17 protein-coding genes are annotated in these 17,562 nt (G+C 65.1%); 8 read left to right on the plus strand and 9 right to left on the minus strand.

The features are described from left to right. The first annotated feature begins 3 nt into the window (after positions 1–3). The 4 genes from N6H05_RS05270 (at position 4) to N6H05_RS05285 (ending at position 5,024) form a co-directional block, all read left to right on the plus strand. A complete protein-coding gene (locus tag N6H05_RS05270) occupies positions 4–1,572 on the plus strand; it encodes an acetate--CoA ligase (RefSeq protein WP_502958960.1) in 1,569 nt (522 codons plus the stop codon). Positions 1,573–1,588: 16 nt separating this feature from the next. Beyond that, positions 1,589–2,737, plus strand: a complete 1,149-nt coding sequence (locus N6H05_RS05275; RefSeq protein ID WP_010338881.1) for an FAS1-like dehydratase domain-containing protein — start codon at positions 1,589–1,591, stop codon at positions 2,735–2,737. 68 nt (positions 2,738–2,805) lie between these two features. Next, the gene (locus tag N6H05_RS05280; RefSeq protein ID WP_284112977.1) at positions 2,806–4,023 is read left to right on the plus strand and encodes a CaiB/BaiF CoA transferase family protein; all 1,218 of its coding nucleotides are present in this window, start codon (positions 2,806–2,808) and stop codon (positions 4,021–4,023) included. Between the two features lie 83 nt (positions 4,024–4,106). Continuing rightward, positions 4,107–5,024, plus strand: a complete 918-nt coding sequence (locus N6H05_RS05285; RefSeq protein WP_284112978.1) for an SDR family NAD(P)-dependent oxidoreductase — start codon at positions 4,107–4,109, stop codon at positions 5,022–5,024. 4 nt (positions 5,025–5,028) lie between these two features. Here the strand turns inward: N6H05_RS05285 and N6H05_RS05290 are convergent, their stop codons facing one another. The 8 genes from N6H05_RS05290 to N6H05_RS05325 all read right to left on the minus strand — a co-directional run bounded on the left by N6H05_RS05290 (position 5,029) and on the right by N6H05_RS05325 (position 13,484). Then, the gene (locus N6H05_RS05290) at positions 5,029–5,436 is read right to left on the minus strand and encodes a nuclear transport factor 2 family protein (protein ID WP_284112979.1); all 408 of its coding nucleotides are present in this window, start codon (positions 5,434–5,436) and stop codon (positions 5,029–5,031) included. A gap of 4 nt (positions 5,437–5,440) precedes the next feature. Then, positions 5,441–6,604 carry a sulfotransferase family protein gene (locus N6H05_RS05295; RefSeq protein WP_284112980.1) on the minus strand — a complete coding sequence of 388 codons (1,164 nt, stop codon included), beginning with the start codon at positions 6,602–6,604 and terminating at the stop codon, positions 5,441–5,443. A 21-nt stretch (positions 6,605–6,625) separates the two neighbouring features. Next, on the minus strand, positions 6,626–7,375 hold the full coding sequence (locus N6H05_RS05300; RefSeq protein WP_284114174.1) for a 3'(2'),5'-bisphosphate nucleotidase CysQ: 750 nt from the start codon (positions 7,373–7,375) through the stop codon (positions 6,626–6,628). 8 nt (positions 7,376–7,383) lie between these two features. After that, positions 7,384–9,318: a sulfate adenylyltransferase subunit CysN gene (gene cysN / locus N6H05_RS05305; RefSeq protein ID WP_284112981.1), complete on the minus strand. Its 1,935-nt coding sequence runs from the start codon at positions 9,316–9,318 to the stop codon at positions 7,384–7,386. 127 nt (positions 9,319–9,445) lie between these two features. Beyond that, positions 9,446–10,351, minus strand: a complete 906-nt coding sequence (cysD, locus tag N6H05_RS05310; protein WP_161733842.1) for a sulfate adenylyltransferase subunit CysD — start codon at positions 10,349–10,351, stop codon at positions 9,446–9,448. 23 nt (positions 10,352–10,374) lie between these two features. Continuing rightward, on the minus strand, positions 10,375–11,631 hold the full coding sequence (locus N6H05_RS05315; protein ID WP_284112983.1) for an alkyl sulfatase dimerization domain-containing protein: 1,257 nt from the start codon (positions 11,629–11,631) through the stop codon (positions 10,375–10,377). Beyond that, entirely contained in the window at positions 11,628–12,641 is a 1,014-nt protein-coding gene (locus N6H05_RS05320) for a zinc-dependent alcohol dehydrogenase (protein WP_284112984.1), read from the minus strand. The genes N6H05_RS05315 and N6H05_RS05320 overlap by 4 nt, the downstream gene beginning before the upstream one ends. A gap of 21 nt (positions 12,642–12,662) precedes the next feature. Beyond that, the gene (locus N6H05_RS05325; protein ID WP_099231313.1) at positions 12,663–13,484 is read right to left on the minus strand and encodes an SDR family oxidoreductase; all 822 of its coding nucleotides are present in this window, start codon (positions 13,482–13,484) and stop codon (positions 12,663–12,665) included. A gap of 151 nt (positions 13,485–13,635) precedes the next feature. Here N6H05_RS05325 and N6H05_RS05330 point away from each other — a divergent pair, with 151 nt between their 5' ends. The 4 genes from N6H05_RS05330 (at position 13,636) to N6H05_RS05345 (ending at position 16,649) form a co-directional block, all read left to right on the plus strand. Continuing rightward, positions 13,636–14,502, plus strand: coding sequence for a helix-turn-helix domain-containing protein (locus N6H05_RS05330; RefSeq protein ID WP_284112985.1), 867 nt, complete (start codon positions 13,636–13,638; stop codon positions 14,500–14,502). 127 nt (positions 14,503–14,629) lie between these two features. Further along, positions 14,630–15,781: a sulfotransferase family protein gene (locus N6H05_RS05335; RefSeq protein ID WP_284112986.1), complete on the plus strand. Its 1,152-nt coding sequence runs from the start codon at positions 14,630–14,632 to the stop codon at positions 15,779–15,781. A 3-nt stretch (positions 15,782–15,784) separates the two neighbouring features. Continuing rightward, positions 15,785–16,252, plus strand: a complete 468-nt coding sequence (locus N6H05_RS05340) for a VOC family protein (protein ID WP_284112987.1) — start codon at positions 15,785–15,787, stop codon at positions 16,250–16,252. Positions 16,253–16,265: 13 nt separating this feature from the next. Further along, positions 16,266–16,649 carry a VOC family protein gene (locus N6H05_RS05345; protein WP_284112988.1) on the plus strand — a complete coding sequence of 128 codons (384 nt, stop codon included), beginning with the start codon at positions 16,266–16,268 and terminating at the stop codon, positions 16,647–16,649. Position 16,650: 1 nt separating this feature from the next. Here the strand turns inward: N6H05_RS05345 and N6H05_RS05350 are convergent, their stop codons facing one another. Next, positions 16,651–17,463, minus strand: a complete 813-nt coding sequence (locus N6H05_RS05350; RefSeq protein ID WP_284112989.1) for an SDR family NAD(P)-dependent oxidoreductase — start codon at positions 17,461–17,463, stop codon at positions 16,651–16,653. Positions 17,464–17,562: the final 99 nt, after the last annotated feature.

A 17,562-nucleotide genomic window follows, 5' to 3' on the forward strand; every position in this document is an offset into this window, starting at 1 on the left:
GGGATGATGGCGAAGCTAACCGACTATCGCAGCTATGCCGATGCACAGGCACATGCGACCTCAGCGGCGCTGTGGGATCTGTTCGACGGCGATCGCGAAGACCTCAACATCGCCCATGAATGCATCACCCGCCATGCCGACGGATCGGGCCGCGCCGCCGTGCGCATCGCCCATGCTGATGGCCGCGACGAAATATTGAGCTTCGACGCGATCGCGGCGGGCGCCGCGCGCTTCGCCCATTGGCTCGATGCCGAGGGTATTCAGCCGGGCGAGCGCATCGCCTTCATGCTGGAGCCGTCGCTGCCCTTCTATGTCTGCCTGTTCGGGGCGATGCAGACCGGCGCGATTTCGGTGCCGCTCTTCACCCTGTTCGGCCCGGATGCGTTGCGGCTGCGGGTGGATGACTGCAAGCCGACCATTCTGATCACCAATGCGGAAAAGGCGGAGCTGGCGCGCAGCATGGACGGCCCGCGCGTGATCGTCGCCGACGACGCATTGCTGGCCGACCTTGCCCGCTTCCCGGCGACCTACAGCCCGAAGACCAAGGCCAATGACCTGGCCGTCTTCCAATATACGTCGGGCACCACCCGCGAACTGCCCGAGGCGGTTAAGCACAGCCATCGCGCGCTGGTGACCTTGATGTTCGCCGCGCTCTACGGCACCGGCATCCGGCCGGGCGATGAGTTTTTCTGCCCCTCCTCGCCCGCCTGGGGCCATGGCCTGTGGCATGGCACGCTGGCGCCGCTGGGCCTGGGCGTGACCACCGGCACCTTTGCCGGTCGCTTCGATCCTGTGCGGCTGATGCAGGCGCTGGACGCTTATGGCATCACCAACATGTCGGCCGCCGCCACCCATTATCGGATGATGAAGAATAGCGGCCGGGCCGCCGACTTCGCCTTCCATTTCGACAAGCTGTCCTACACCGGCGAGCCGATCGACCCGGCGACGCTGGAGTTCATCGACGCCCATTTCAAGGTGCCGGCCTGTTCCATGTACGGCACGACCGAGATCGGCGTGGTGCTGGTCAACTATCCCGGCGCGCAGGATTTCATGGTCAAGCCCGGTTCGCTGGGCAAGGCGGTGCCGGGCCAGAGGCTGGAAGTGCAGCGTCCCGATGGCAGCGCCTGCGATCCCGGCGAGATTGGCGAGCTGATGCTGTGGCGCCGCGACCGGTGGGAAACCACCAAGGACCGGGCGAAGATCGACGGTGACGGCTATTTCTACCATTGTGGCCGCGCCGACGACGTCATCATCTCGGCCGGCTGGACGATGAGCGCGGTCGAGATCGAGAATACGCTGCTCAAGCATGAGGCGGTGCTGGAATGCGCGGTGATCGGCGTGCCCGACGACAAGCGCGGCCAGGTGGTGAAGGCCTTCATCATCCTCAATCGCGACGGCAGCGACGCGCTGGTCCGCGAACTGCAGGACTTCACCCGCGAAAAGCTCGCCCAGCATGAATTCCCCCGCATCGTCGAATTCGTGACCGACCTGCCCAAGACGCCGGCCGGCAAGGTTCACCGCAAGATTTTGAGAGATCGTGAGGCCGCCAAGGCGGCCGAACTCGCAAACTGAAGTCAGGAGAAGAGAGATGGCAACATTGGCCGAAGCGCCCGTGAACAAATTCCCCAAGATCACTGAGGAGGGGCTGGACGACCTGCGCAAGCGCATTGGCGTCAAGATCGAGAATACGGTCGAGCCGTGGAATTACGAAGCCACGCGCGACGCGATCCGCCATTATGCCCATGGTATCGGTGACGATAATCCGCTGTGGTGCGATCCGGCCTATGCCGAAAAGACCAAGCATGGTTCGCTGGTCGCGCTGCCGAGCTTCCTGTTCACCACCAGCCGCATCATCTCGGGCTATTGCGGTGGCCTGTCGGGCGTCCATGCCATGTGGGCGGGCGCCGACTGGACCTGGCACAAGCCGGTGCTGCGCAACGACACGATCCGCACCGAGGCCTATTTGAAGGATCTGGTCGAGCATCAGACCAAGTTTGCCGGCCGCAGCTTCCAGCAGATCTACCATGTCGATTTCTTCAACCAGTCGGGCGACAAGGTCGCCGAAGGCGACAGCTGGGTGTTCCGCACCGATCGCGACGAAGCGCGCGAGCGCGGCACCAAATACACCGAAGCCCGTGGCCGCGTGGAGCCCTTCACCGACGAACAGCTCGCCGAAATGTACAAGCTGTACGAGAAGGAAGAAATTCGCGGCGCCACGCCCCGTTATTGGGAAGATGTGCAGGTCGGCGACGAACTGCCGCGCATGATGAAGGGGCCGATGACCGTCACCGGCTTCATCTGCTACGCGCAGGGCTGGGGCGGCCTCTATATCCGCGCCAACAAGCTCGCGTGGAAGATGCAGCAGAAGCATCCCGGCACCGGTATCAAGAACCGCTTCAACGTGCCCGATTGCCCGGAACGCGTCCATTGGGACGAGGCGTTCGCGCTCGAAGTCGGCGCGCCGGGCGCCTATGACTATGGTCCGGAACGCTGCAGCTGGCTGACCCATCAGGTCACCAACTGGATCGGCGACGACGGCTTCCTGCATAAGAGCAAGTGCCAGATCCGCCGCCACAATCCCGATGGCGACGTGATCTTCATCGACGGCAGCGTGATCCGCAAGTTCGAGGAGAACGGCAAGAAATATGTCGAGATCCAGCAGCGCGCGGAAACCCATCGCGGCGAAGTCTCGGCCTTCGGCACCTCGATTGCCGAACTGCCCAGCCGCCCGGCCTGATCCGGGCGCGGCGGGCCGTTCCTTCCCCCTGGGGAGGATTTGGGACGGGACGGCCCACCGAAAGATGCATGATGGACAGCTGCGACAAGAGTGAATGGGCAGGGCCGCTGGCCGGGGTGCGGGTGCTGGATTTCACCCGCGTCCTGGCCGGCCCCTCGGCCGCGCTCGCGCTCGCCGATCTTGGCGCGGAGGTCATCAAGGTGGAGCCGCCCGGCAGCGGCGATGACACCCGCAGCTTCCCGCCGCTGCGCGAAGGCGAAAGCCATTATTTCCTCAGCGTCAACCGCGGCAAGAAGAGCATCGTGCTCGACCTCAAGACCCCCGAGGGGCTGGCGATCGCGCGCGATCTGGCGGCCAAGTCCGACATCGTCATCGAAAATTACCGGCCCGGCGTGATGGACCGGCTCGGCCTTGGCTATGAGGCGCTGTCGGCGCTCAATCCCGGCCTCATCTATTGCGCCATTTCCGGCTTCGGCATGACCGGGCCGCTCAAGGACCGGCCGTCCTTCGACATCGTGCTCCAGGCGATGTCGGGGGCGCTCAGCGTCAATGGCGAACCGGGCGGGCTGCCGACCAAGCTCGGCATTCCGCTGGGCGATCTGGTCGGTGGCATCAACGGGCCGATCGCGATCCTCGCCGCCCTGCATGAGCGCCATGCGACCGGGCGTGGCCGGCTGATCGACATCAGCCTGATGGACGGAATGATCGGCCTGCTCGGCTATCTAGCGCAACTCAGCTTCTTCACCGGGCAAGATCCGGTGCCGCAGGGATCGCAGCATCCCAATCTCGTCCCCTATGGCGTCTTCCCCGCCAGCGACGGGTCGATCGTGATCGCCTGCCTCACCAATCATTTCTGGGGCAAGATCTGCGCCGCGCTGGGGCTGGACACGCTGGCCGACGATCCGCGTTACGACATGCTGGGCAAGAGGCGCGAACGGCGGGCGGAGGTGAACGCCTTGCTGTCGGCGGTGACGCAGACCCGTACCGTGGCGGATCTCGCCGAGTTGTTCGCCGCGCATCAGGTGCCCCATGCGCCGATCCTGACCATCAGCGAGGCGCTGGCCCAGCCGCAGACGCTGGCCCGCAACATGGTGGTGGAGACCGAGCATAAGAGTTTGGGCACGATCCCGATCGTCAACCGCCCCTTCCGCTTCCCAGGCGCCGAGCAGCCGGTGCCGAGCGCGCCGCCGGTGCTGGGCGAGCATAGCGATGCGCTATTGTCTGACCTGCTGGGCATGGACGCACAGACCATCGCCCGGTTGCGCGACGCCGGGATCGTCGCCTGAGCGATCATTTGGCGCCACGCTTGGGGCGACGGCATCGCCGCCGCTAAGCTCCCCGCCAATCATCATCCGGGAGAGAGACTATCATGCTGCGATTTGACGACCGCGTCGCCCTGATCACCGGCGCCGGGCGTGGCCTCGGCCGGTCCTATGCGCTGCTGCTGGCGGCGCGCGGCGCCAAGGTGGTGGTCAATGATCCCGGCGTCAGCATGCAGGGTGAGGGGACCGACGCTGGCCCGGCCCAGTCGGTGGTGGACGAAATCCGCGCCGCCGGGGGACAGGCGGTCGCCTCGACCGACAGCGTCGCCACGCCCGAAGGCGGGCAGGCGATGATCGACCTCGCCCGCGACCATTTCGGCAGCATCGACATCCTTATCCACAATGCCGGCATCGTCCGGCGCGGCGGTCTGGCGGAGCTCAGCTATGCCGATTTCGAGACGGTGCTCGACGTCCATCTGCGCGGCGCCTTCCATGTCGTGCGCGCCGCCTTCCCGCATATGTGCGCGGCGAACTATGGCCGCATCGTCCTCACCGGATCGATCAACGGCCTTTATGGCAATGCCGGCGTGGTCAATTACAGCGTTGCCAAGGCCGGGATGATCGGCCTGTCCAACGTCGCCGCGATCGAAGGCGCGGCCCATGGGGTGAAGAGCAATATCATCCTGCCCGGCGCTGTCACCCGCATGGCCGAAGGGCTCGACACCAGCGCCTATCCGCCGATGGATCCGGAGCTGGTCGCGCCCGCCGTCGGCTATCTCGCGCATCAGGATTGCGCGGTCAGCGGCGAGATGCTGATCGCCATGGCCGGGCGCGTCGCGCGGGCCTACACGATGGAGACGGTCGGCGTGTTCCAGCCCGACTGGACGATCGAGCAGATCGCCGATCGGCTGGAGGCGATCCGCGACACGCAGGACGCGTTGCTGTTTCCGCCGGTGCCGACCGGCCATCTCGACCATCTGCGCTACAGTTTCGCGATGGCCAGTCAGGGGGCAAAACAGGGCTGATCGCTCAGCTCTGTTTCGCCGCCATCATCGCCTGGATCAGTGGCTTGATCTGGGCTTCCACCGGCGCCGGGTTGAAATGCTCGGCGACCGAGGCGATCCGACCATCGCGGATGCGCAGCAGGAAGATATAGCGATTGGCGAAGGGCTCGCCATTCACCAGTGTGCCCGCCGACCGCACCTCGGCCGCGACCCGGTCCCCTTCCGCCGTCAGCGAATCGACGGTGAAGCTCAGCCCGCCCTGGAACAGCGACCCGAGCATTGCGACGCCGCGCTGATAGGCAGCGCGCGGCGCATCGACGCCCGACGTCGTCGTCCAGGCGGTCATGTCGTCGGTCAGCAATTCATCCGGCAGTGCCGCCGCCGACAGGGCGGCGAAGAAGCGGCGGGCGAGGTCATGATGGGCCTGCGTCATCGGATCAGGCCTTCACGGGAATCGAGAAGCGGTCGGTATAGGCCTTGAAATGGGCGTGGATCTGCGCCCGATCCAGCCCATAATCGGCCAGGTCATAGCTGTGCTTGCCATGCTTGCCCTGTGGATTGGCGGCCAGCATCGCGGTCATGCCGGCTTCCGCTTCTGCCGTGAACGGTTCGTCAAAGCGGGCATAGAGCTTGCGCATCTCGCCGATCGGGTCACGCAGCTGGTCGTCATACTGGATGTCGTGGATCGCATCCTGGCCATGCTTTGCGCGATAGGCCAGCATCCGCTCGATCATCAGGTCGAAGGTGCGCAGCTGCGAGCGGCCGACCTCGACCGGGTCGACATCGGCGCTGAACATCTTGCGCACCTGATAGACGAGGGAGCAGGCCGAGCCGACGACATCGGCCGGATCGCGATGGGTCATCACCAGCTGGGCATCGGGATAGACGGTGGTGAGGTCGTCCAGGAACAGCGGATGCCAGGGATTTTTCAGCGTCCAGCGGCCGCCATTTTCCGCCTGCAGCAATTGCAGCAGCCGCTTGTGATAGCGGAAGGCGGGCAGGTAGCTCGTGGCGAACAGCCATTTCTGATAGCTCGGGATGTGCAGGACCGAGTCATAATATTGGGCGCAGAAGGACGGTGCCATGGCGAACTGGCACTCGGTCGGGCTGTCGGCATCCTCATGATGGATGGCCGAAATATGCGGCGCATATTTGAGCGACATGTCGAGCCGCGCCTGTTCCGCGACATAGCGCGGGTCGCTGCTGAGCGTGCCGGCGGCGGCGGGCGGCGCCGAATTGAACGCTTCCCAGCGCAGGAAGGACCGGCGGGCCGGATCGGCGTTGAGCAGGTTTATGGTCAAGGTCGTGCCGGTGCGCGGCAGGCCGAAGACGAATAGCGGCTTCTCGACCGGGGCGTCGAGCAGGTCTGGATGACGGGCGAGCCAGTCCTCGACCTGCAAGCGGTTGGCCAGCGTCGCGGTCAACTGCTGCGCCCAGCGGCCTTGCGCGGCTTCGGTGAGGTTGGCCTCGCGATTGATCGCGTCGACCAGTACGTCCAGCCCTTCCAATATGGCGTCGTCGCCCAGGTCGGAAAGGCCGGTCTGTTCGCGCGCGGCGGCGACCAGGGCGTCGGCGTCGAGGCCGATGGTGTCGGTGGTCATGATCCTCTTCCCTTCTGTTCTTCAGGCGGCCTGCGCCGCGATCTCGGCCAAGGCCCCCAGCACCATGTCGGCATGTTCATGCCGGCAGATGAGGAGGTCGGGCATATATGTGTCTTGCTGGTTGTAGGTCAGCGGCGATCCATCGATGCGGGATGCGTGGAGGCCGTGGGCGAGTGCGACGGCGGCGGGTGCGCAGCTGTCCCATTCATATTGGCCGCCGGCATGGAGATAGATGTCGGCCTGTCCCAGGATCACCGCCATGGCCTTGGCGCCGGCTGATCCCATGGGGACCAGTTCGGCGCCCAGCGCTTCGGCGACCGCGACCGCCTGGGGTGCGGGGCGGGTGCGGGATACGACCATGCGGAGCTTCTCGGGCGCGGGCGGGATTGCGCGCGGCTGGTCGGTGCGCAGGACGATGCCGTCGTCATGGCCGGGCAGCGCAACCGCACCGATGGTCGGTACGCCGTCGATGGCAAGACCGACATGGACGGCCCAGTCGGCGCGTTCCTCGCCATATTCGCGGGTGCCGTCGACCGGATCGACGATCCACACGCGGCTGTGCTGGAGCCGCGCCCCGTCACAGGCCATCTCCTCGGAGAGCAGGCCATCCTGTGCCCGCTGCTCCCGCAGCGCATGGACGAGGAACTGGTTGGCGGTCTGGTCGCCGGCCTTGCCGAGCGCCCTGGCGCTGAACAGGCCCGAGGCGCGGACCTCCAGCAGCAGGCGGCCGGCGGTTTCGGCGAGATGGGCGGCCAGGTCCGCGTCTGTCATCATGTTGCTCATTTGAGCGGCATGATCTTGCGGATGATATGCTCGGCGGCTTCCTGTGGCGTCATCTCGACGGTGTTGACCCGGATCTCGGGGCTGGTGGGCGCTTCATAGGGACTGTCGATGCCGGTGAAGTTCTTGAGGCTGCCCGAACGAGCCTTCTTGTAGAGTCCCTTGACGTCGCGTGCCTCGGCAACCTCGAGGGGCGTATCGACGAAGATCTCGATGAACTCGCCATCCGGCAGCATCTCGCGCACCATCTCGCGCTCGGCGCGGAAGGGGGAGATGAAGGCGGTCAGCACGATCAGGCCTGCATCCGCCATCAGCTTGGCGACCTCGCCGACACGGCGGATATTCTCGATCCGGTCGGCCTCGGTAAAGCCCAGATCCTTGTTGAGGCCATGGCGGATATTGTCGCCATCCAAGAGGAAGGTGTGGCGGTTCATCAGCGCGAGCCGCTTTTCCACCTCATTGGCGATGGTCGACTTGCCCGAGCCGGACAGGCCGGTGAACCAGAGGATGCGGGGCAGCTGGTTCTTGAGCGCGGCATGGTCCTGCCGGCCGATATCGGTCGCCTGCCAATGGACATTCTGGGCGCGGCGCAGCGAGAAGTGGAGCATGCCCGCCGCCACGGTGCGGTTGCTGATCTTGTCGATCAGAATGAAGCCGCCGAGCGTGCGGTTGTCGGCATAGGGCTCGAAGCTGATCGGCTTGTCGGTCGCCAGTTCAGCCACGCCAATGGCATTCAAGTCCAGCGTCTTGGCGGCCAGATGCTCCATCGTGTTGACGTTGACGACATATTTGGGCGCCTGGACGGTGGCCGATACGCTCTGCGTGCCGATCTTGAGCCAATAGGGCCGGCCCGGCAGCATCGCCTCGTCATCCATCCACACGATGGTCGCCTCGAACTGGCTGGAGACTTGCGGAGGATTGTCGGCGACCGCGATCACGTCGCCGCGCGAACAGTCGATCTCGTCGGCAAAGCAGAGCGTGACCGACTGGCCGGCAATCGCCTCGTCCAGGTCACCATCCAGCGTAACGATGCGACTGATGGTGCTGGTCTTGCCCGAGGGCAGCCCCCGCACGGCATCGCCCGGCTTGACCGATCCGCTGGCGATCAGGCCGGCAAAGCCGCGAAAGTCGAGGTTGGGGCGATTGACCCACTGGACCGGCATGCGGAAGGGCTTGGCCGCTGCAGTGGTGGCATCGACCTCGACGCTTTCGAGATGGGCCATCAGGGTCGGCCCCTGATACCAGGGCGTATTCTCGGACCGGGCGGTGATATTGTCGCCCTTGAAGCCGGAGATGGGGATGGGCGTGAAGGCGCTGATGCCGATGCTCTGCGCGAACGCGGCATAATCGGCGACGATCCTGTCGAACACGGCCTGATCATAGCCGACCAGGTCCATCTTGTTGACGGCGAGCACGATGTTGCGGATGCCGATCAGGTGGGCGAGGTAGCTATGGCGCCGCGTCTGGGTGAGGATGCCCTTGCGCGCGTCGATCAGGATGACGGCCAGGTCGGCGGTGGACGCGCCGGTGACCATGTTGCGGGTATATTGTTCATGGCCGGGCGTATCGGCGACGATGAACTTGCGCTTCTCGGTGGCGAAGAAGCGATAGGCGACGTCGATGGTGATGCCCTGTTCGCGCTCGGCGGCGAGGCCATCGACCAGCAGGGCGAAGTCGATCTCGCCGCCTTGCGTGCCGACGCGCTTGCTGTCCGCCTGCAGCGCTTCGAGCTGATCCTCGAAGATCATCTTCGAATCATAGAGCAGCCGCCCGATCAGGGTGGACTTGCCGTCATCGACGCTGCCGCAGGTGATGAAGCGCAGCATGGTCTTGTGCTGATGGACGTCGAGATAGGCGTCGATGTCCTGCGCGATCAGCGCATCGGTCTGGTAGATCGGGGCCTGGCTGTCGGGCTGGGTGAGCGTATCGGTCATTGGCTTTGTCCCGTCATCCCAGCGAAGGCTGGGATCTGGTTGATCTTGGAGAGGGTCAGCCCGGAGGCCTGAGGCCCCGGCCTTTGCCGGGGTTGACGCTTCGGAACGCTACGCATTCCGTGGCGCGTCAAAAGTAACCCTCCTGCTTCTTCTTCTCCATGCCGGCGCCGCCGGCATCCTTGTCGATGGCACGGCCCTGGCGCTCGGATGTGGTGGTGAGCAGCATCTCCTGGATCACCTCGGACAGGGTGCTGGCCTCGCTCTCGACTGCGCCGGTGAGGGGATAACAGCCCAAAGTGCGGAAGCGGATCGAGCGCTCGACCGGCACTTCGCCGGGCGCGAGCGGGAAGCGGTCATCATCGACCATCAGCAGCATGCCGTCGCGCTCGACGGTGGGGCGCGGCGCAGCGAAATAGAGCGGCACGATCTCGATGCCTTCGAGCTGGATATATTGCCAGATGTCGAGCTCGGTCCAGTTGCTGATCGGAAAGACGCGGATGCTCTCGCCCTTGGCCTTGCGCGCGTTGTAGAGGTTCCACAGTTCGGGCCGCTGGTTCTTGGGATCCCAGCCGTGCGAGGCAGTACGGAAGGAGAAGATGCGCTCCTTGGCGCGGCTCTTCTCCTCGTCGCGCCGCGCGCCGCCAAAGGCCGCGTCGAAGCCGAACTTGTCGAGCGCCTGCTTCAACCCTTCCGTCTTCCACATGTCGGTATGGAGCGCGCCATGGTCGAACGGGTTGATGCCGCGCGCCTGCGCCTCGGGATTATGATGGACCAGCAGTTCCATCCCCGCGTCGCGCGCGGCCTTGTCGCGCAGATCGTACATCGCCCGGAACTTCCAGGTGGTGTCGACATGGAGCAGGGGGAAGGGCGGCGGCGAGGGATAGAAGGCCTTCTTGGCCAGATGCAGCATCACTGCGCTGTCCTTGCCCACCGAATACAGCATCACAGGCCGTTCCGCCTCCGACACAACCTCCCGCAATATATGTATACTCTCCGCCTCTAGGCGCTCCAAATGGGTCAGACTGCGTGCCATGATTATGCTTCCTGAAATGGGTGTCAGGCGGCCGGGAGCCGCTTTTCGGCGTCAGCGATTTCCGCCTTCAGCCACATGGTTTCGGACAGGTTGGTGCCGCCGCTGCGGGCGAGCAATTGTTCGAGCGCTGCCTTCTTGACGGTCAGCGCTGCCTCATGGTCGGGCGCGACGCCCAGCGCGATGTCGAGCAAGTGCAGCGCCTCGAGCGGACGCCCCGCCGCGGCATGGACATGGGCGCGGGCGGCCAATGCCCCGGCGCCGCCGGCCAGTTCGACCAGATCGGGATAGACGGTCGGGCGCGGCACGCCATAAAGGGCGGTGGTGCCATCCTCATAATGGAACCAGCCGGCATTTTCCTCCCAGATGGCGCGGACCACCCAGCTGGTCTTGCCGTGAAATTCGCCGATGCGGATATCCTCGGGCAGGACGATCTCGCGCATCAGATCCTGCACATCGCGGCCGGCATTCATGCCGGCGATGGTCTCGCGCTCGATATAGGTGACGGCGGCGTGCATCCGGTCGAGATCGGCGCGGATCATGTCCGCGCCACGGATCGGATCGCCATGGCCGGTGATCACCAGTTCGGGCTCCAGCGACCGGACATGCTCCAGCGACTGGAGATAGGCGCGCACCAGCCGGGGCCGGTCACCGCGCATCGTCACCAGATTGGGCATGGAGCGCCACACCGGGCCGAACAGATTGCCGGTGAAGATGATCTTTTCCTCGGGCATCCAGACGAAGACCGAGCAGAGCGTCTCGCCGCCAGGCGTCTTCACCACCTCGAACTTGCGGCCGCCTTGTTCGAAGGCATGGACGGTCTCGACCATCCGGTCGGGGACGATGCGGGGCGGCTTGGGCGGCGGACCGTCGCGCCGGGTCATCGACGCCCAAAGCTTGCCCGATCGGATGCCGAGGAACGGGCCGAGCCGGTCGAAATACTCCTCCGTGTCAACAAAGTTGACACCCGTGATCACCTCCGTTCCCGGCTCCTGCTGGTCGGGCAGGGCGCCATAATGGTCGGGATGGGCCTGGGTGACGATGATGCGTTTCAGCGCGCCGGTGCGGTGCGGCGCGAACAGGCCCTTGTTGCGCGCGCCATTGCCCAGGAAGCCGGTATTGACCAGCAGGTCGCCGTCCGCCGTCGTCACCAGATAGGCGTTGGAAATATCCTTCACCATGAAGATGCTATCGGTGATCGCTTCCGCCTCGGTCTGGCCCTGTCCGGCCATGACGAGGGCGCCCAGCGGCGTCTGCGGCTTCTCGGTGGCTTGCGTGCTCATGCGTCGGCTCCCTCGAACTCGATCATGACCTTGGCGGATTGCGGGCGGGCAGCGATTTCCAGCCCCTCCATCACCTGCGCGAAGGGCAGCTTGTGGCTGATCAGCGCCGCGATCTTGTCCTTCAGGCGCGGCATGGCGGCGATCACGTCGGGCATTTCGGTCGGATAGCCGACCGCCGTGGTGATCGTCATTTCCGTCGTCAGCATCGGGCCGGCGGGCAGCTCGATCGGCTTCATATAGGCGGCGGTGATGACATGGCGGGCATGGGTCTTGGCCATGGCGATCACGTCGGCCAGGATGGAGGGCGCCCCGGCCGCGTCGATATAGGCGTCGGTCTGCGCCTTTTCGCGGCCGAACACGGTGGTGGTGCCATGGATCGCCTTGATCCGGGCGATCACATCTTCCTTCGCCGGATTGATTGTGTGGGCGCCGAGCGCGCGGGCGCGTTCCAGCCGTTCCTCGGCCAGGTCGAGCGCGATCACATCCTGGCAACCCCGGTCGATCGCCCAGAGGACCATGCCCAGGCCGATCGGGCCGCAGCCGAAGATCACCACCTTGTCGCCGGCCTTGGCCTGCGCCCGGTTGACGCCGTGCATCGCCACCGACAGCGGTTCGCACATGGCGGCGACATCATAGGGTATGCCGTCCGGGATCGGCAGCAGGCTGTCACCCAGCCGCGCGTCGCGGACCAGCAATTCCTCGGTAAAGGCGCCCTCCGGTCCGCCGCTGCCGATGAAGCTGGGGGTCATCATCGGGTTGATGATGACGCTCTGGCCGACGCTGACGCCCGCCACTTCCTCACCGACGATCATGATCTCGCCCGCGCCCTCATGGCCGAGCGCGGTCAGCTTGCCGGGGCCGGGAATGCCGCCATTCTTGATATAGCTGAGGTCGCTGCCGCAAATGCCGCAGGCCTTCATCTTCACGACGACGTCCTTCGGACCCGGCTCGGGCCGCTGATAGGCGTCGAGCCGGACATCGTTCACATCATGGATGTTGAGCAGGTGCATCGGGGCGCTCCGTCGATCGGCTCAGAAGGCGTAGGGCGGATAGACGAGGCTGCCGCCGTCGATGACGATCGTGTCGCCGCTATGGTAACGCGAGGCGTCGGACGCGAGATAGGCGCCGATCCCTTCGAAATCCTCGATCGCGCCGGGGCGATGGATCGGCGTCTTGGCCGAGAAATGGGCGTCGACGGCGGCCATGCGGGCCTGCATCTCCGGGCTCATCTCGCCATCGCCGCCGATGCCGGTCTTGATATAGCCCGGCGCGATGCTGTTGGCGCGGATCTCATACTTGCCCAGTTCCGCCGCCATGCCACGCACGGCGGCGCCCATGCCGCCCTTGGACGCGGCATAATTGTTGATCCCGGCAATGCCATGGAACATCGACAGGCTGCCGCAATAGACCAGGCTGCCGCCTGGCTCGCCAGCCTCGGCGCGGGCGACCATCGCCTTGGCCCCTTCGCGCAGGGTGAAGAAGGCGCCGTGCAGGTTGACCGCCAGCAGGTCATGCCATTCCGCCGAATCCAGCGTCAGCACCGAACGCGAGCGCGAGGCGCGGCCCGAATTGGCGAAGACGCAGTCGATGCGGCCGAAATCGGCGAGCAGCTTCGCATAGCCGTCGACGATCGCCTCTTCCGACGCGACATCGACCTGATAGGTTTCGACCCGGCCGGCGCCTGCTGCGCGCAGGGCGGCGGCGGCGGCTTCGTTCTTGTCCGCATTGCGCGCCCAGATGGCGATGTCGCCGCCCATCTTGGCGACGCCCATGGCGAAGCCCAGGCCAATGCCGCCATTGCCGCCGGTGACCAGCGTGACCTTGCCCGTGCAGTCGAAAAGACCCTTAGCCATTCATCTCTCTCCATAGGGTGCCGCATCGTTGGCGGCTTGCCTGATGGCCCAAGGATGCGGGCGACTCCGGCGCCGATGCAATTGACCAGACTATCGAGAATGAGCCATAGTGCAGCGATAGGGCCAAACATGGCCAGAGAGCGGGGGAGCGATGGCGGAATCCTATGCCAGGTCGGTTTTCGAGGCCGAGATTGCGGTGCCGCAGGCCCAGGCACGGATCATGCGGCTCGACCTGGCGGGGCCGACCGACCGTATTTTCCGGCGCGAGCGCCATTATTGGCTCGACATGTGTCTGACCCCCCGGCCCGAGCGGGTGCGCGGCTGCTATGCCGACCATTGGGGGCCGCATCGCTATGAGCGGCTGGGCGAGATTTTCCTGGTGCCGCCGGGGCAGGCCTTGCGGTTGCGGACCGAAGGAGAGGGCAGCCAGTCTTCGGTCGTATGCGAGATCAAGGCGGAGGCGATCGACCGCTGGCTCGACGGGCCGATCGAATGGACCGACAGCCGCCTCGCCGCCTGCCTCGACATCGCTCATCCGCATATGCGCGCCTGCCTGTTCCGCCTGGCGGAGGAGGTGAACCGGCCGGGGCCGGGCAGCATCGTGCTGGCCGAACTGATCGCCGGGCAACTGGCGATCGAGGTGGCGCGCTATTGTCAGGCGATCGCCGAGGGACCAGCGACCGGGGGCCTTGCTACCTGGCGGCTGCGGCGGATCGACGAGCGGCTGCAACTGGGCGGCGCGGCGCCCTCGCTGGAGGAGCTGGCCGCGCTGTGCAACCTGTCGGTGCGCCAACTGACGCGCGGCTTTCGCGCCAGCCGGGGCTGTTCGATCGGCGACTATATCGTCCAGTGCCGGATCGATGTCGCCAAACGCTATCTGGGATCGAGCGAGAGCATCAAGGAGATTGCCTTCGCGCTCGGATTCGCTTCGCCCTCCAGCTTCGCCTTCGCCTTTCGCCGCGCCACCGGGGCGACCCCGCGCCAGTTTCGCCAGCATCTGACATCGCGCCCGCGATAGGGGCGGACGCTACTCTTCTGATATGGCCTGATATCGATAGTCCGTCCCGTTCACTTGATCGGGCAGCATTGGCGCGCATCGCCCTGCTGCCCATGATGGCGGCAAAAGACATCAGGAGAGATATGCCATGGGCGCAGCTTTGGTTGCCGACGCGCTGATCGACCGCGCGATCAAGGCCACCGGCCTTGATCGCTTCGATTCCGACAGCTATCGCGAAGGGCTGGACATTTTGCTCGCGGATGCGAACCAGACCGGCCTGTCGGACAGCGGCCATGCGCGGATGGAGGCCAATGTCGTCGACCTCCTGTCCAATCGCCTCCGGACCACCGACTATCTGGCGCAGCGGCCCGAGCTGCTGGAACGGCCGGTCGAGCGGCCGGTCTTCGTCTTCGGCATTCCGCGCACCGGCACGACCCTGCTCAGCAATCTGCTCGCCTGCGATCCGGCCCGGCGCTCACCGCTGACCTGGGAGATTGACGAGCCGGTGCCGCCGGCGACCAGCGCGACGCTCAAGAGCGATCCGCGCGCCATCGCCCGGCTTGAACAGGAAAAGGCGATGCTCGCCGCCCGGCCGGAAATGGGCAAATATTATCGCAATTCGGCCGTCTATCCCAATGAGTGCATCTTCTTCATGGCGCATGATTTCAAGGCGCTGGCGCTGGAATCGCGGGGGAAGCTGCCCAATTATCGCGACTGGCTTTTCTCCACCGACATGACGTCGGCCTATGAATATCACAAACGCTTCCTGCAATTGCTGCAGGCCGATGCGCCGGGCGTGTGGAACCTCAAAATGCCGAGCCACAGCCTGTGGATCGAGACGATCCGCAAAATCTATCCCGACGCCCGATTCATCTGGACCCATCGCGATCCCTATACTGCGATGGGCAGCTTTTGCTCGATCATCAGCCTGGGGCAGATGGCCTTTACCGGCCGGGTCGATCCTGAATGGCTTGCGGAAAACTGCACCTATCAGGCCCGGCTCCATGCCGACCGCATCATGGATGCGCGCGAGCGGCTGGGCGAGGACAGCATGGTCGATGTCCATTATGCCGACCTCACCACCGATCCGATCGGCACGATGCGGCGGCTCTACGCCGCGCTGGGCGATGAGTTCACGCCGGAGGCGGAGGCGGCGATGCAGGCCTGGCTGGACGACAACCCGCAGGGCAAGTTCGGTCGCCACGATTACAAGCTCGCCCAATATGGCCTGTCGGTCGAACAATTGGCGCCGCATTTCGAGCGCTATCTGGCGCGCTATGACGTCGCGCGGGAGGGCTGAGCCATGCTGACCGGCCATCATTTCCAGAACGCCTATGTCACCCGCAATGTCGACAAGGCCGTCGCCCAGTTCCGCGACCAGGCGGATATCCGCACCCTGTCGGAGATCGAGGTGCCGGTGCAGCTCTGGACCCCGCAGGGCGAGGGGCAGGGCGTGCAGAAGCTCGCCTTCGTCTGGGTCGACGACATGCAGTTCGAACTGATCCAGCCGATATCGGGCGATGTGCTGGCGCTCTATCGCGATGCGCTGCCCGATGATGATCGGCTGGTCTTCCACCATATCTGCAACCGGGTCGATGACTGGGCCGCCTTCATGGCGCGGATCGAGGACCAGCCCTATCCGGTGGTGCTCAAGGGCGGGACGCCGGGCATGCTGGAGTTCGTCTATCTCGATACCCGGCCCTGGCTGGGCCATTATGTAGAATATGTGTGGATGGGACCGGACCGCTGGAAAGGCATGGGCGGCCTGTAAAAGGAGAGAATAGATGATCAGCATGGCCCGTTTCGGCACCCGCGACCTGGATGGCGCGAAGCGTTTCTATGACGGCATTGCCGAACTGCTGGGGGCGGTGCGGGCCTATGATCGGCCCGATCTGGTCGCCTACAAGACCGCCGAGGGCGGCATGCTGCTGATCGGCATCCCGTTCGAGGGGGATGCGACGCCGGGCAATGGCAATCAGGTCGGTATCCAGGCGGAGAGCCGGGCACAGGTCGATGCGGTCCATGCCCGCGCGCTCGAACTGGGCGGCAAGTGCGAAGGGAAGCCCGGCATTCGCGGCGATGATCCCAATGGCTTCTACGGCGCCTATTTCCGCGATCTGGACGGCAACAAGATGACGATCTTCCGCTTCGGCCCGCCGGAAGCCTGACTCAAAGCAGGCTGCCGCCGTCTACCGGATAGACCTGGCCGGTGATGAATCCGGCCTGGTCCGACGCCAGATAGACGGCGAGCGACGCGACCTCTTCGGCAAAGGCGACGGGACGGCCCAGCACGGTCTGGCGCGATCGCCTTGCCATGTCTTCCGGGCTGGTGCCGGCAAAGGCCTTGGCAAAGAAATTGCTGTCGGGATGGAAGCGGCTGCCCATGCTGAAGGCGGCCGGGTCGCGCGAAACCGTACCATAAGGGGCGACGCAATTGACGCGGATGCCGTGCTGCCCGACTTCCTTGGCCAGCACCTTGGTAAAGCCATGAACCGCCGCCTTGGCCGCCGAATAGACCGGCAGCATATAGTCGCCGACGATTCCCGCCGTGGACCCGATATTGACGATCGCGCCGGCCTTGCGCGCGACCATGCCGGGCAGCACGGCATGGGTCATGCGCAGCAATGTGCCCAGATTGAGGTCGATGTCGCCATCCCAGCTTGCCGGGTCCGAATCGACGAAGAATCCTGCGCCGACATTGCCACCGACATTGTTGACGAGAATCGTGACGTCACCCAGTTCGGATGTCGTTGCCAAAATTTGCGCAGGAGCGGCCCGATCGCTGAGGTCGGCCGCCACGAAGCGCGCCTCCTTCGCACCGGCGGCGATCGCCTGCTCCACCAGCCGGGCGCCAGCCGACTGGTCGCGCCCCACCGCAACCAGCTTCACTCCTTCGGCCGCCAGTCCAAGGCTGATGGCGCGGCCGATATTGGCGGTCGCGCCAGTTACGATCGCGACTGTGCCCGCCAGTTGCATGTCCATTACGCTATCCCCTCTCATGCGCCATCGGCCGGCCATCATGCAGGGGGAAAGGGTGGGCGCAAATCGCCCCGGGGATCAGTGGCGATCAGGCGGAATCGC

Origin of the sequence: Sphingobium sp. WTD-1, from assembly GCF_030128825.1 — a bacterium.
GTDB lineage: Bacteria > Pseudomonadota > Alphaproteobacteria > Sphingomonadales > Sphingomonadaceae > Sphingobium.